This window comes from Actinomyces procaprae (genome assembly GCF_004798665.1).
Classification (GTDB): Bacteria; Actinomycetota; Actinomycetes; order Actinomycetales; family Actinomycetaceae; genus Actinomyces; species Actinomyces procaprae.
The window spans coordinates 869263-883947 of sequence record NZ_CP039292.1; the positions used below are offsets into that span (position 1 = coordinate 869263).

Consider the following 14685-nt stretch of genomic DNA (forward strand, 5'->3'; position numbering starts at 1 on the left):
TGGGGACATGGCCCGAGAGATCACGCCTGAGGACTGGCCGGCACGGATAGCCGATGCCGAGATCGCGGCCGTGGTCGGCGCGCCGGCCTTCGGCCGCGGACGCTGCTACGCGGAGCAGGGACGGGTAGCCAACCTCTCCATGTCGGGCAACGGCGAGATTCTTGCCGCCGCAGTGCGCGGCGCGCAGGGGCGGGTTTATCAGACCATGGTCTATGCCCGCACCTCAGGTGAGCGCGTGAACTGGTCCGGCACCTGCTCCTGCCCGGTGAGCGGGAACTGCAAGCACACGGCCGCCCTGGTGCTGACCGCCCGCCACCTGGCGCATGCAGCCTCCGCCCCGCCCGGCGACGTCGACTGGGAGCGCCGCCTGGCCCAACTGCTACGCACCCGGCAGACGGCGAACCGTGCGGTCGCCATTGAGGTAACCGCCGCTCCGGGCGGCGGCCGCGGCGCCTACGGAATGGGCCGTTTCGCCGGCGCCTCCGGCTCCGGCCGCCTGCACCTGCGACCACTGATCGCCGGCAAGCGCGGCTGGGTCAAGCAGGGCATCTCCTGGCGCGGCCTCATGAACGGGGACCTGGCCGGTGAGGTGGCTCCGGACGCACTGGCCGCCCTGGCCGAGTTGGCGGCGGTGGATCCCTACGGCGACTTCTACTACAGCAACTCCGTCATCGATCTGGGGGCACAGCCGGCCCGCGTCTGGGATGCGCTGCGGCGTGCCGTCGCCGCCGGGGTGACGCTGACGACGGCCCAGCGCGAAGGCAAGGCGGTGCGCATCCTGCCCGGGCTGCGGGCCGGCATTGGGGTTGAGCGGCAGAAGGACGGGACCGCGCTCATCAAACCTGCTCTCGATCTCGCCGCCGTCGAGGGACTCACCCTCGGCCGGGGTCGTGCGCCCAAGGCCCGCGCCCTGGGCAGCCCCACCCACGGCTATGCGCTTACCGGCCCAGACGGCACCCTCAACCTGATGCCGCTGGAGCCGCCGCCGGGTGAGGTACTGGGGCGACTGCTGTCGCGCGATGAGCGGATCACCATTCCAGCCGCGGATGTCGACCTTTTCGAGGCCAAGCACTTGGGGCGCCTGGCCGCCGCAGTGCCGATCGTCGAGCTGGACCCCACCCTGGAGCTTCCCGACCCGGGTACCCCCGTCGCCGTGCTCCAAATCGCCGTGGACGCCACCGCTCACCTGGCCGACACCTCCTGGTCCATCCGCTACGAGACGGCGTCCGGGGCGGGGCGGGGCGAGGTCGCCGTTGGTAGTCTCACGGAGGTCCTGGTCGGTTCCGGGCCACTGGACTGGGGCTGGCCCGCCGGCACCGCCGCGGCGGCACAGATACGAGCCGACGGCGCTACCGCGCCTGCATCGCCCGAGCGCTCCGGATCCGGCGGCTCTCGCCGCGTGCCCACAGTTCGCGACTCCAAGGCCGAGGACGCTCTCGCCCGCCGCGTCGTCGACGCCTGTCTTCCGCTGGCGCCCACGCACGGTCCGCTGTGGCGGCCGGGCGCCTTCACCGGCATGGGCACGGCTCGGCTGTTCGCCCAGGCTGTGCCCGCGCTGGAGGCGATCGACGGCGTCGTCGTGGAGGTGACCGGGCAGGTGCCCGACTACCGGGAGGCCGCCGAGAGCCCGCTGATCACCACCGACGTCGCCGATGACGACTATCGGCCCGACTGGTTCTCACTGCGGGTGCGCGTGAAGGTGGGGGAGGAGGACGTGCCCGTGGAGCGGCTGATGACCGCGGTCGCCCAGGGCGCGGATGAGGTGCTGCTGGATTCTGGCCAGTGGATCAGCCTGGCCGACCGCCCCGAGATCGTGCGCCTGGCCCGGCTCATGGAGGAGGGGCGCGACCTGCGCGATCCGCAGTCCCGCAGCGCCGGTGATCTGGCGGTCACCGCCTTCCAGGCGGGCATATACGCCGAACTGGAGCAGCTCGGAGTGATTGGCGAGGCGACCCGTCGCTGGCGCGAGGGAGTGGACCGGCTGCTGGCCGTGGCCGCTGCGGCAGAGGGCGGAGTGACCGACGGCGCGAATGGGGAGCCCGCCGGGGCGGTGGACGCGCCCGTGCCTGCGGGGCTGCACGCACAACTGCGTCCCTACCAGCTCGACGGCTACCGCTGGCTCGCCCTGCTACAAGCCACCGGGCTCGGCGGCGTCCTCGCCGACGACATGGGCCTGGGAAAGACCGTCCAGGTGCTCGCCGTCGTCCAACGCGTGATGGAGCAGCGCAGGACGGGCGCCGGGGCGGCCCCGGACGGGACCGTGGCCGAGGCAGCCTCTCAGCGGCCCGGGATGCACGAGGACTGCCCGGTGCTGGTAGTGGCACCAACCAGCGTCGTCGGAGCCTGGGCGGAACAGACCGCCCGTTTCTGCCCCGAGCTGCGGGTGCGGACCATCACGCGCACCCGCGCCAAGCGGGGGGAGGACTTGGAGACGGTCCGCGCGGATGCGGACCTGGTGGTCACCAGCTACACGATCGCCCGCCTCGAGGAGGAGGACTTCACCGCCGTCGACTGGGCCTGGGTCGTGCTGGATGAGGCCCAGTTCGTCAAGAACCACAACGCGGTCACGTACAAGACCATGCGGCGCCTGCGCACGCCGTCGACGGTCGCCATCACCGGCACGCCGCTGGAGAACTCGCTGATGGACCTGTGGAGCCTGCTGTCCATCACCGCGCCCGGCCTGCTGCCCGGGCCGGAACGCTTTGCCGAGCTGTACCGGCGGCCCGTGGATCACGGGGACGAGGCCGCGCTGGCGGCACTGCGCGCGCGCATCCGCCCGTTCATGCTGCGCCGCGCCAAGGAGGACGTCGCGGCCGACCTGCCCGCCAAGAACGAGCAGATCCTGTCGGTGGAACTGGCACCGGGGCACCGGCGTGCCTACGACCGGCGCCTGGCCCGCGAGCGGCAGAAGGTGCTGGGGCTGCTGGAGGAGGACACCGCCCAATCACGCTTCACCGCGCTTAAGTCCCTGACCACGCTGCGGCAGATGGCGCTGGACCCGGCGCTGGTGGAGGGCACCGACGCCGCTGCCGGGAGTTCTAAGACCGGCCGGCGGCGCAAGCCCACCGCGAAGGTGGAGGTATTGCTGGAGACGTTGCGGCCGGTGGTCGCGGAGGGGCACCGGGCGCTGGTGTTCAGCCAGTTCACCCGCTACCTGGGCGGGGTGCGCGAGGAGCTCGAGGCCGTCGGGATACGAACGGCATACCTGGATGGTGGCACCAGCAACCGGCAGGAGGTGATCGACGCCTTCCGCGGCGGGGATGCCGACGTGTTCCTCATCTCGCTCAAGGCCGGCGGCTTCGGGCTGACGCTGACGGAGGCGGACTACGTGTTCCTACTGGATCCGTGGTGGAACCCGCAGGCCGAGGAACAGGCGGTGGACCGCACCCACCGCATCGGCCAGGACAAGCCCGTCATGGTCTACCGGCTGGTTTCCGCCGGCACCATCGAGGAGAAGGTCATGGCCCTGAAGGAGAAGAAGGCCGAGCTGTTCGACCGCGTGGTCGAGGGCGCCGCCGACGATGCCGCGGGCGGGGTGGCCGACGGAGCCGGAAGCGGGGGCGCGGCCGGCCCGGGTGCGGCGGCGAGCCGTGCCCGCCTGACGGCCCAGGAGATCCGCGAGCTCCTCGGCGGCGAGTAGCGCCCTCCACCCCTCGCCGAGGTCGGTAGATCTTACGTGCCGAGGTCGGTAGATCTTACGTGCCGAGGTCGGTAGATCTTACGTGCCGAGGTCGGTAGATCTTACGTGCCGAGGTCGGTAGATCTTACGTGCCGAGGTCGGTAGATCTTACGTGCCGAGGTCGGTAGTTGTTACGTGGCTCTTCGCGTTTGTGGGTGTGGCGGCCGGCGTGTCGCCGGGTGAGGAGACCGGTGGGCCTGCCGGTTCACCACGGTGACCGCCGCCCAGCTGTCACTGATTGCACCACTTTACCTGCCCGGACGCGAGCCGCCTTACATGCGTCGTTGAAATCATGCGGTTTTCCCGGCCAAGGTTCCGGCATGTCCCAGCAAAAGTGGTGCAATCTGTGACAGCTGGGAGCACCATCGGATGTTCACGGGCGCTGCGTGTTTGGGGGTGTGGTGGTTCGGGCCCGCGGGCGGTCGTGCTCGGGGCGAGGAGGTCGTGCTCGAGCGCCCGGGCGGGGTCGGCGTGGGGTCTGCGCGGAGGTTCTGGGGCTGACGAGGACTTGTGGCCGGCGGGGACGTCCTCGGGGCGGTGTCGCGGACGTAGAGCGAGTTGGGATCAAGACCAGGGGCAGATCGTTGGGTACGCCCCTTCGGCGTCTACTACGCCCCTTCGGGCTCTGCTACGCCGGTTAGACCTCCGTTGAAGGGCCCAGGACCCTTCAGCAGACACCCAACCGGCGTAGTAAGCACCGAACCGGCGTAGCAGACGACGCCAGCTCAAAGCACGCCGGCAAGCCGACTCCCGCCTCCACCCTCACCCCCAAACACGAAGCGCCGGTTTTGGGTGGTTGGTGGGTGGTTTGGGTCTGGTTGGGTGAGTGCTTGTGGGGGTGGCGCACGCTCAGTCATCTTGCTGCTTTGAGCGGGCAGTGAGTTTTGCCTGGTATTTCGGCGTTCTTGGTATTGGGTTGAAGGAGGTTGGTCGGCTCCTGCGTGCGCCGCGGGGGTTGGCGCACGCAGGAGCCGAGCGCCCTGTTCGTCGCCGGAGATGTTTTCCGCATGATTCCGCGGATTCTCTCGAAGAGCTCCGCAAGTGAGCGTGCCGTGTGCTCGTCGCTGGGCACACCCGTGCGCGGGTTCGTGGTCGCACCGACGGGCGTGCCGTCAGTCGGGCCACCGGAGTCCACCCGTGCGCGGGTTGGGTTCTTGGCACTTGAGGACGTGACTGCGGGGAGAGCCCGAGGCCGCACAAGTAGGTGGGGGTTCCCATGGCGGGGCGCCCCGCGGCTGCGGAGGGTCCGCCGCCACCGACGCGGCCGGCACCACTCGCGCCGAACCCGGACACCCCGACCACCCGCCACCACACCCGGAAACACAAAGGTTCCGATTACGAGGAGGTCGGCCGGTAGGCAATGAACTCGCCGGACTCGAATTCAATGATGAGCAGGTCTCCGAGCGCTGTGTAAGACGCGAACTCGTCTCTTGTGCCAAGGCTTATGGGGTCCGAGCTGCGTCCGGTGAGCATGTCCACCAGCACCAGGGAGCGCTCATCTCCGTCTCTCCTGCTGAAGTCCTGAACCTGTCCCTCCCCGGAGTGATACATCGCCTGCAGAGCGCTGGTGGATGTGCACTTTCCATTGCGGTTCGCCGTGAACAGGGAGTTCTCCTCACCCAGCACGATGTCGTTACCGTTGACAGTGATCGACTCGCAGTTGCGGTCCGCCTCTGAGAGCGTGTAGGTCGACGGGGCCCAGGAGGTATCGAAGTCCTTGAACCAAAGCCGGGCCTGCTCGCGCGTGAAGAGTGTGGGTGACCAGGGATAGGTGGAGAACGGTTCGTCGGTGTGGGATTCGAATGACTCGCTGAAGGTGCCGTCGGGCTCGTACAGGTAGATGGTCTCGTCCGTGTAAGACTTTCCGCTGGTGTGAACCAGCCAGCCGTCGGCGAGCGGCCGCTGTATGCTTTGTCCGTTGGTCTTCAGTGGGTTGGTGGCGCCGGTATTCAAGTCAACCACGAAGTACTCGTAATCGGATGAGGCGGCGAGTACATGCTCATCCACGACTGCATATGAGTGCACCCTCATCGGGCTGTCCGTAGCGAAGTCGGTCTCCCACAGCATTTTGGAGGGACTGGACCAGCACCGGCAGGTGGCTTCGACGCAGGAGATCGCTCCCCTCGACGTGACGGCAACCCTGGAGTCAGTGCCCCAGGGTGCGGTACTGCGTTCATGGGAAGTGATGTCAATCAGTGTGTTCTCGACGACGATCTTATTGCCCCATATCAGTGTACGGTCAACGGTTTCGGTTACCTGCTGCTGGATCTCCCACAGCTGCTTGGGGCTATCTTTGGAGATATCGAAGACGGTGACGGTCGCTGTCGAAGATGTGCTGACAATCCGGACCATGCGGTTGCCGCTGGTGCGCATCGACATCTCCTGCCGACGGAAGTTCGCAGGAGCCTCCAGGGACCAGGCCTCCTCGAAGCCGTCCACCCAGCCCTGCGACCAGGTTCCGCGCTCACGGGCGTCGTCGGAGCCTCGGTTGCGCAGTACCAGGACGGTGGAGCCCGCGATGGCCAGTACGAGGATGACGACCACCGCGGTGATCAGTGCACCCCGTCTCCGTCTCGACTGTACGGGAGGTACCGGAGGCGGAGACGCGATGGGCCCGGAAGCTGGTGGCTGCTGCCAGGTGCTGGGCTGGGGCTGCTGCCAGGTGCCGGGCAGGCCTTGCGGCTGAGGGCCGCCGGGGTGCGGCGTGTACCCGGGGACGGGCGTGCTGTGCGGGCCGGGAGGGAACTGATTCGGGTAACTCACGTACCCATAATGTCACGAATCAATCAACTGTTTGTGACAGTGACCGTGTCTCCGGCTCTTCACGGTTGGGACCGCGGCGGGGCGGGGCGTGTGGACGCGGGACTTGCCCCGGTTTGTGCGGACGCGAGGGCCAGGTTCATGCGTCGGAAGACGTGGATGCATGCCGGTCGGCTCGAGGCAGGGTGCGGGATCATCCGGAGATGACGACGCCCCGGCGCACCCAGCGGCCCGCGTGCGCCTCGTCGTGCAGGAAAGCGCCTACATCGGCGCGGGCGATGCGTTCCCTACCGCGCATGACCAACGACTCGCCGATTCGGAACCGTCCCTGGGCGGGGCCATTGGTGGTTCTTCCGGTTTGTGGGTGTGGTGGTTGGGGTCGGGGCTGCGGTGGGGGTGGTCGTTGCCGGGTTGGTGAGGTTGTTGTCGGTGGGCGGTGCTGGCTTGCGCTGATTCGTCGAGGCCGCTGGGATCATCTGGGCGCTGGACCGGGACTGCCGCCATTGACGGCGCACGGCGGCGGTCTTCTTGGTGCCCTACTCGCCAGGCCCCGGGCGCAGGCGTGAGCGCTCGGGGTGCGGGCCTGGCGCGCCTGCCCGCGCGCACCGGATGACGGTTCGGCACTTTGCGTGACGGTTCGGCACTTGGCACCAACGATTCGGCACTTCTGACGACGCTACGTACCCCTACCGTACGAACCGTCGCAAGACGGTACGAATCGTCGACCAGAACATACGAACCCTCACGCGAAGGTACGAACCGCCGCGTCAACACACAAACCCCCAGCCCAACACACCCTCAAACCGGAAGAGCCCCATTGGTAAGCGTGGTCGGGTAGACGAGCGTCCAGTCCAGATCGGAGGAGCGCAGCAGTTCCTCCGCTGCGGCCTTGTTCGCGTAGATGCCGCGTAGGACTGCGGTAGACGAGGCGTTGCGACAGCGTCGCGGCGCGGATCGTGTCACCGACTCCGAAGGAGGACAGCCAGACCAGGCGCCTGACTCCGGTGGCGTGTGCGGCCTCGACGACGGCTTCGGCCGCATCGGTGAACAGTCCGCCATTGCGGGGAGAGGTGCCGCGGCCCAGCGCTGAGACCACGGCCTCGCAGCCGGCCATCGCATGGGACAGGTCCTCGGTGTCGCGTGCATCCCCGACGGTGACGGCGATGCCGCCGGAGTGCTCTCCCAGTTTCTCCGGGCTGCGTACCAGGACGCTCACGTCGTCACCGTGGTCCAGGGCGCGGGTCAGGACGTGCGTGCCGGTGGGGCCGGTGAGGCCGAGGATGAGGAGTTTCATGGCGTGTCTTTCAGGCAGGCGGTGGAGCAGGGGCATTGCAGGTCGCTTGCAGTCTGCCGGAGTGTGCAGCCGGATGAGTGCGAGGGCGAAGAGTGGGGTTCAGGATCTCCTGCGCCTGAATTCAGGTGGCATTCATGTTTGCGGGGCCCGTTGGGGTGCGGTGCGCAATGTTGGCGCGCGTGTCTTCAGGAGGTTCTCGGGTGCCTTTCAAGCGGCTCGCGGCACTACTCGCTATAAAGGAAGGCTTGAAGAAAGCTGGTAGGTGAAGCAAGTGTTGCGGAAAGCTGGGAAGATAGCCTTGGTAAATTGCGAGTGTTGGCATATTGGCGCATTGAGGCGCCGGTAAAGCCTGCTGTGGTGATATCCCTATGTCAATCGTTTCCGACCGAAAGGAGAATCCGACATGTCACGGCCAGTATTCGACGGTTCCTCCGCCCCGGACCCGGGCAGCAGCGAGCTCAACCCGCTGTTCGCCCGCCCGGGTGAGGCCTACGACCTGCCGAAGTTCCGCTTCCCCGCGGGGGAGGCCCTTCCGGAGACCGCCTACCAGGTGGTTCACGACGAGGCGATGCTGGACGGCAATGCCCGCCTGAACCTCGCCACCTTCGTGAGCACCTGGATGGACGAGCACGCCAACCGCTTGTACCTGGAGGCGGCCGACAAGAACATGATCGACAAGGATGAGTACCCGCGCACCGCGGAGATTGAGACCCGCTGCTGGACCATGCTCGCGGACCTGTGGCATGCGCCGGACCCGTGCCACACCATCGGTACCTCCACCATCGGCTCCTCCGAGGCCTGCATGCTCGGAGGGCTGGCCCTCAAGCGCCGCTGGCAGCACGCGCGTCGCGCCGCTGGCAAGCCCGCCGACCGGCCCAACCTGATCATGTCCAGCGCCGTACAGGTGTGCTGGGAGAAGTTCTGCAACTACTTCGACGTCGAGCCCCGGTACGTGCCCATCACCGAGGAGCACAAGGTCCTGGACGGCTACCGGCTGGAGGACTACGTCGACGAGAACACCATCGGCGTCGTCGCCATCATGGGGGTGACCTACACGGGCATGTACGAGCCGGTCGCCCAGATCGCCCAGGCGCTGGACGCTATTCAGGAGCGCACCGGACTGAGTATCCCGATCCACGTCGACGGCGCCTCCGGGGCCATGATCGCCCCCTTCGTGCAGCCGGAGCTGGAGTGGGACTTCCGTGTGGAACGGGTCGCCTCCATCTCCACCTCCGGCCACAAGTACGGCCTGGTCTACCCCGGCATCGGCTGGGTGGTGTGGCGCGAGGAGGCGGCACTGCCGGAGGAGCTTATCTTCGAGGTCTCCTACCTCGGCGGGCAGATGCCCACTTTCGCCCTGAACTTCTCCCGCCCGGGTGCTCAGGTGCTGTTGCAGTACTACATGTTCCTGCGGCTCGGCTTCGACGGCTACCGCCGGGTGCAGTGCAACAGTCGCGACGTCGCCCGCTACCTGGCCGGGCAGATCGCCGACATGGGGCCCTTCGACCTGTGGAACGACGGCTCCGACATTCCCGTGTTCGCGTGGCGTCTGCGCGCCGACCACACGGACAAGTGGAACCTGTACGACCTGTCCGACCGGCTGCGCATGAAGGGCTGGCTGGTGCCCGCCTATCCGATGCCCGATGACCTCACCGACGTCACCGTGCAGCGGATCGTCGTCCGCAACGGGCTCAGCCACGACCTGGCCGACGCCTTCCTTGAGGACATGCGCGCCGAGGTCGCCTACCTCGACCGGCTCGACGGGCCGCTGCCCCACGAGTCGGACCGTCCCGCCGCCTTCCACCACTGAGGGGTAGAGATGTCCAGCAAGATCATGTCCAATCATTCCGGCGGATCCTCCGCGCATCCGCCTGCCGGCACGCTCGGGGAGCTGCCGGCCGACGACGCCGCTGCTTCCGAATCTGCGCCCGGCGGCTCCACGGCCGGCCCGGCTGCGGCGCGGTCAGCTGCAGGCATGTCGGTGTTCAACCTGGCGATGCTCACGGTGGTGGCCGTGGCCTCGCTGAGGTCGCTGCCGGCCATGGCCGGCTACGGCCTGTCCTCGATCGTGCTCTATCTGATCCCGGCGGTCCTGTTCATGGTGCCCACCGCGCTCGTGGCCGCCGAGCTGGCCACCGGCTGGAAGGGCGGGGTGTTCATCTGGGTGCGCGAGGCCTTCGGGGAGCGCTGGGGCTTCGTGGCCATCTGGCTGCAGTGGGTGCAGAACGTGGTGTGGTACCCCACCCAGATCGCCTTCATCGCCGTGAGCCTGTCCTATGTGGTGGGTGGCGGCTCCTTGGCGAGCAACGGCGTGTACGTGGCCGGCGTCATCATCGTCCTGTACTGGGTATCCACTCTCATCACCCTGGCCGGCGGCAACCTGTTCGCCAAGGTGGGTTCGTGGAGCGGCATCATCGGCACGCTCTTCCCGGCGGCCCTGCTGATCGTCCTCGGCGCCGCCTGGCTGATCTCCGGAACGCCCTCCCAGGCGGAGCTGACGACGTCGGCGATCCTGCCGCCGTGGACGGGCCTGGCCTCCATCGTGCTGATCGTGTCCAATGTGCTCGCCTACGCGGGCATGGAGGTCAACGCCGTGCACGCCAATGACCTGGATGACCCCGGCCGCGGGTACCCGCGCACGGTGCTGGTCTCGGCGGTGATGATCCTGGCTGTCTTCGTTCTGCCGACCCTGGCGATCGCCGTAGCGGTCCCCAAGGCGAGCCTGGGCGTGGTTGACGGCATCAACCTGGCCTTCCAGACCTTCTTCGACCACTGGCACCTGGCCTGGGGGACCCCGGTGATCTCCCTGCTGATCGCCCTGGGCGCCTTCGCCTCCGTGGTCACCTGGATCGCCGGCCCCTCGAAGGGCCTGCTCGCCGCTGCCCGCACCGGCCTGCTGCCGCCGTTCCTGCAACGGCGCAACAGCGCCGGCGTGCAGCGCTCCATCCTGTTGCTGCAGGGTGTGATCGTGACGGTTCTGGCGCTGCTGTTCGTGGTCATCCCCAATGGCAACACCGCCTTCGTCACCCTGATCGACATGGCAGCAGCGCTGTACCTGATCATGTACATGATGCTGTTCGCCGCCGCCATCCGCCTGCGCGCCACGCGCCCGCAGGTGCGGCGCACCTACCGCACCCCCGCCATGGGGCTGGTGGCCGGCGTCGGCTTCGTCGCGTGCGCGGTGGCCTTCGTGCTGTCCTTCGTGCGCCCGTCCGGGTTCACGGGGCTGAGCACCGTCGGCTACGCGCTCGTGGTGGGGCTGGTGATCGTGGTCCTCGGGGTGCCGCCGCTCATCTTCTACGCGCTGCGCCGTCCCGGCTGGCAGCTGGAGCCCGACCACGCCGTCGGCGACGCCATCCTGGTCAACCCGCCGGATGCCCGGGACGCGGCGGGGGACAGCCCGGCACGTAGCCCCAAGCGCCACCTGCGGGTGGTTCCCCGGCGGCACGGGACTCACCCCGTGGGGAGGGCCTCGTAGCCCGGGCGCGGGCCACCGGGTGAAGCCACCGGGCCGGTGACGGAGCCGAACGGCCCGTGGCCCACACCCGCCGCAGGAGCGCGTGCACCCGCGGGCCCCGGCACCGACTCAAAGCCGGTGCCGGGGCCCGCGGGTGCATGATGAGACCATGCGTGTCACCGGCATCGACCACCTCGTCCTGACCGTCGCCTCGGTCCCGGCCGCAGTCGACTTCTACACACGCGTACTCGGCCTGGAGGCCTTCACCTTCGACGGCGGCCGGGTCGCGCTGCGGCTGGGGGAGCAGAAGCTGAACCTGCGGCCCGCAGACGGGCGCCTCACCCCGGAGGCGGCCGCCCCCGCCGTCGGCAGCACCGACCTGTGCCTCGTGGTTGACGCCCCGCTTGACGACGTCGTCGCCCACCTGGCCCGGACGGGGACCGAGATCGAGCTGGGCCCGGTCGCCCGCTCCGGGGCCCGCGGCCCCATGCGCAGCATCTACCTGCGCGACCCGGACGGCAACCTCCTGGAACTCGCCTTCTACGGTGAACAGGGGGTTGGCCCGGCCGCCGCCGGGGAGACACCCGCCGCGACAGGCGACGACGCTGACGACGCCGATGACGCCGCGCTCACCGCCGAGGGGGAGCCGGCATGAGCCCAGCGTCGAAGGTACGCATTCGTCCCGCCCGCCCCGACGACGCCCCACGGGTCGCCCGCCTGCTCGCGCTGCGGGGCATCTCCGTGGAGGAGGCGCTGGACCAGGCGCCGCGCATGATTGACGCCCTGCCCGTACTGCTGCTGGCCTCGCTGCCGGCGCCGGGCGGCGCCGCCGAGTCGAGCCCGGACGGGGCTAGTGAGCTCACTGGCCAGCCGGCTCGGTCCGCGCATGGCGAGGATCCGGCCCTGGCCGACTCCCGCGCCGTGCCCGTCGCCCTGTCCGGTGCCTTCCTGCTTCCCGGTGATCTGCAGGAGGGCCGCCCGGAGCGGTGGATGGTGTCCGGCCTCATCGTGGACCCGGATGCGCGCCGCCGCGGAATCGGTCGCAGCCTGCTGACCGCCGTGGGCGCGGCAGTGCGGGAGATTGACCCGGGGGAGGACCTGTTCAGCGTCGTCGAGACCGCCAATCATGCCTCTGTTGCCGCTCACCTCGCCGCAGGCTTCGAGGAGACCGCCCACGTGGACGGCTACGCGGGCCTCGTATTCGACGGCGACGCGCTGCTCATGCGTCTGCCGGGTGCGGCGGAGGCCTGAGCGACACCGGAGCCCGAGCCGGCGGCTGCGCCTGGATCCGGGTCTCAGTCCAGCAGGGGGAGCAGGTCCCGCAGGCTGGCGACCACGAGTGCGCCGGGGGCGTCATCCGGCAGGGTCACGGAGGTGCCCGGGCGGACCAGCAGCGCCGCCGGCATGCCCGCCTCCCGGGCGGCCATCACGTCTATCGGCCGGTCTCCGACGCACAGCACCTCCGCCGGGTTCAGGCCGTGCCGCATCGCCAGCAGCAGGTTCATGTCCGGAAGGGGCTTACGGGCGATGCCGTCGGGGGCGCAGACGACGTCGTCCATCTCCAGGTGCAGCCCCTGCAGCAGTGCGGAGGCGGAGGCCCGATCCCGGTGCGTGGCAACCAGGTTCAGGCCGCCCAGCTCGCTCACCCGCGCCATCACCTCCCGTGCGCCGTCCATGATGGGTGCGGGGCGGGTGCGCCACCGCTCCTTCAGGTCGGCGTATGCCGCCTCCAGCAATTCGGGGTCCAGGCGCCGTTCGGCGCTCAGGGTTGCGATCGCATGGGCGATGGAGTGCCGGGTCAGGCCGGTGACGTGGCGCAGGTGCTCGGCGGTGGTGTCCCCGAACGCCGCCTCGCACAGGGCGCGGTCGACCTCAGGGTAGGTGTCCACCAAGGTGCCGCCCATGTCCCAGATAATGTGACGCATGCAGTCATTGTCCCCGCATTCCGGTCCCGTGGCAGCCGATTGGGCATCCTCGTCCGGGAATGCCGATCACGCCGTCCCCTGGGCCATGCAGATCGCCGTCCACTACGACAAGGTCCGCCCGCCCCGCCGCATCGACGTCGCCGAGGCCACCGCCCGCGCCGTCGTCTCGCTGCTGGCAACAGCCGAGGCCGCGCCGGGCGGCCCCTGGCATGAGGCCGTCGAGTACTGGCGGGACGGGCGTATCCGCAAGCTGGTGCGGCGCGCCCGCGGCCGGCGCTGGGAGGAGGTCCAGGAGTTGCCCGGCGTCACCGTCGCCCAGGCGGGGCCCGCCGGGTGGGCAGTGGCCGAGGCGCGCGCGATCGTCCCCGGCCCGGTGCGTCCACTGCCGCCTGCCCTGGCTAAGACGCAGGTGGAGGGCACGCACTTCCCGCACGGGGAGGAGCTGCCGCCACCGCCCGCGGCGATCACCGCCGCCGTCGCCCGGGACCCCGACGCCGCCCGGGGGATTGCCCTGACCGCCGAGTCCGCCTCCCCGCAGGCACTGGTGACCGTGGAGGTCACCCCGTTGGAGGAGATGACCAGTGGGAAGCTGTGCGCCCAGGTCGCGCACGCCGCCCAGTTGGCCTGGGAGAGTCCACAGCTGCCCGCGGAGCTGCGGGAGCAGTGGGCGGCGCAGGGGTACCGGGTGCGGGTCGTGTTCCCGACGGCAGCGGCGTGGCGGGAGCAGCTGCGACCGGTGTCGGTGGTGGACGCGGGCTTCACCGAGCTGGACGGGCCCACCGAGACCACGCGCGCCTACTGGTGAGGGTACGACGGCGCCCCGCCGCCCAGTTGGGCGGTGGGGCGGAGGGGCCGCGGGCGGCTGGCCAACCGCAGGCTCGGGTGTCCTTGTCCGCGTGGCGGGCGTCGGCGCAGGCGGGATTCAGGCGGCCGCGGGCTCGGGGGTGCCGCGGAACACCCACAGCCGCATCAGCACGTACAGGTAGATCCCCTCGCAGCAGGCGGAGGTGAACCGCGCCAGCTCGGCGTTGACGCCCACCAGGTGCAGCAGGCTGGACAGGCCCAGGATGAAGATGACGTACTGGGAGACCAGGCCGACCGCGTAGCGCGACCCCTGGGAAGTCAGCGATCCGTGGGACTGGAAGTTCAGCCACCGGTTCAGCAGCAGCGAGTACACGCCCGCGATGGCATAGCCGACGGTCACCGCCAGCGGGTAGAACCAGTGCAGGCGCTCGTAGAACAGCCACAGGAAAGCGATGTCGATGACGAATCCGGAGCCGTTGATCAGGGCGTAGCCGATGAATGTCACCGGCACCCGGCGGCGCAAGAACCCGGGCAGCAGCCGGTGAATTCGGCCGAGCAGGCTCCGGAAGACGCGCGGGGCACGACGAGCGGGGTCCTCCAAGCGGGCGTTGAAACGGCGGTGGGCCGCGGCTGCCGCCGTCACGGTGTGCGGCGCCCGGGCGGCAGTGGGGACGGGGCACTGCCCCCGCACTTGTCCGGACGTCGTGATGCTCGTCATGGTCTTCCTTTCGGGCGCCTGCGTCGGACGCGCCTTACAGGTCTGAGT

The 14685-nt window shown here is 69.2% G+C and carries 10 protein-coding genes; 6 read left to right on the top strand and 4 right to left on the bottom strand.

The genetic code is table 11. The features are described from left to right. Positions 1 to 7 precede the first annotated feature (7 nt). Positions 8 to 3640, top strand: a complete 3633-nt coding sequence (locus tag E4J16_RS03315) for a DEAD/DEAH box helicase (RefSeq protein ID WP_136313254.1) — start codon at positions 8 to 10, stop codon at positions 3638 to 3640. Positions 3641 to 5014: 1374 nt separating this feature from the next. Here the strand turns inward: E4J16_RS03315 and E4J16_RS03320 are convergent. Together E4J16_RS03320 and E4J16_RS16320 are read right to left on the bottom strand one after the other, a co-directional pair. Next, the gene (locus E4J16_RS03320; protein ID WP_136313255.1) at positions 5015 to 6223 is read right to left on the bottom strand and encodes a hypothetical protein; all 1209 of its coding nucleotides are present in this window, start codon (positions 6221 to 6223) and stop codon (positions 5015 to 5017) included. A gap of 958 nt (positions 6224 to 7181) precedes the next feature. Next, a complete protein-coding gene (locus tag E4J16_RS16320; RefSeq protein ID WP_168709454.1) occupies positions 7182 to 7733 on the bottom strand; it encodes an NAD(P)-dependent oxidoreductase in 552 nt (183 codons plus the stop codon). Between the two features lie 403 nt (positions 7734 to 8136). Between E4J16_RS16320 and gad the strand changes: the two genes are divergently transcribed. From gad to E4J16_RS03345, 4 genes are all read left to right on the top strand, one after another. After that, on the top strand, positions 8137 to 9543 hold the full coding sequence (gad, locus tag E4J16_RS03330) for a glutamate decarboxylase (RefSeq protein WP_136313257.1): 1407 nt from the start codon (positions 8137 to 8139) through the stop codon (positions 9541 to 9543). Positions 9544 to 9552: 9 nt separating this feature from the next. Beyond that, on the top strand, positions 9553 to 11211 hold the full coding sequence (gadC, locus tag E4J16_RS03335) for a glutamate/gamma-aminobutyrate antiporter GadC (protein ID WP_204519926.1): 1659 nt from the start codon (positions 9553 to 9555) through the stop codon (positions 11209 to 11211). A 148-nt stretch (positions 11212 to 11359) separates the two neighbouring features. Next, entirely contained in the window at positions 11360 to 11845 is a 486-nt protein-coding gene (locus tag E4J16_RS03340; protein ID WP_136193508.1) for a VOC family protein, read from the top strand. Next, the gene (locus E4J16_RS03345) at positions 11842 to 12441 is read left to right on the top strand and encodes a GNAT family N-acetyltransferase (protein WP_136313258.1); all 600 of its coding nucleotides are present in this window, start codon (positions 11842 to 11844) and stop codon (positions 12439 to 12441) included. Before E4J16_RS03340 ends, E4J16_RS03345 begins: the two co-directional genes overlap by 4 nt. Positions 12442 to 12485: 44 nt before the next feature. On the opposite strand, the gene E4J16_RS03350 is transcribed toward E4J16_RS03345, so the two are convergent. Further along, positions 12486 to 13115 carry an HAD family hydrolase gene (locus tag E4J16_RS03350; protein WP_136193506.1) on the bottom strand — a complete coding sequence of 210 codons (630 nt, stop codon included), beginning with the start codon at positions 13113 to 13115 and terminating at the stop codon, positions 12486 to 12488. Between the two features lie 85 nt (positions 13116 to 13200). Here E4J16_RS03350 and E4J16_RS03355 point away from each other — a divergent pair, with 85 nt between their 5' ends. Beyond that, positions 13201 to 13920 carry an aminoacyl-tRNA hydrolase gene (locus tag E4J16_RS03355; protein ID WP_136314565.1) on the top strand — a complete coding sequence of 240 codons (720 nt, stop codon included), beginning with the start codon at positions 13201 to 13203 and terminating at the stop codon, positions 13918 to 13920. 117 nt (positions 13921 to 14037) lie between these two features. Here the strand turns inward: E4J16_RS03355 and E4J16_RS03360 are convergent, their stop codons facing one another. After that, positions 14038 to 14637, bottom strand: coding sequence for a GtrA family protein (locus E4J16_RS03360; RefSeq protein ID WP_136193505.1), 600 nt, complete (start codon positions 14635 to 14637; stop codon positions 14038 to 14040). Positions 14638 to 14685: the final 48 nt, after the last annotated feature.

Coding starts and splice junctions, on each gene's coding strand:
- E4J16_RS03315 (WP_136313254.1), top strand. CDS start 8: ATGGCCCGAGAGATCACGCCTGAGGACTGGCCGGCACGGATAGCCGAT.
- E4J16_RS16320 (WP_168709454.1), bottom strand. CDS start 7,733: ATGAAACTCCTCATCCTCGGCCTCACCGGCCCCACCGGCACGCACGTC.
- gad (WP_136313257.1), top strand. CDS start 8,137: ATGTCACGGCCAGTATTCGACGGTTCCTCCGCCCCGGACCCGGGCAGC.
- gadC (WP_204519926.1), top strand. CDS start 9,553: ATGTCCAGCAAGATCATGTCCAATCATTCCGGCGGATCCTCCGCGCAT.
- E4J16_RS03340 (WP_136193508.1), top strand. CDS start 11,360: ATGCGTGTCACCGGCATCGACCACCTCGTCCTGACCGTCGCCTCGGTC.
- E4J16_RS03345 (WP_136313258.1), top strand. CDS start 11,842: ATGAGCCCAGCGTCGAAGGTACGCATTCGTCCCGCCCGCCCCGACGAC.
- E4J16_RS03350 (WP_136193506.1), bottom strand. CDS start 13,115: ATGCGTCACATTATCTGGGACATGGGCGGCACCTTGGTGGACACCTAC.
- E4J16_RS03355 (WP_136314565.1), top strand. CDS start 13,201: ATGCAGATCGCCGTCCACTACGACAAGGTCCGCCCGCCCCGCCGCATC.
- E4J16_RS03360 (WP_136193505.1), bottom strand. CDS start 14,637: ATGACGAGCATCACGACGTCCGGACAAGTGCGGGGGCAGTGCCCCGTC.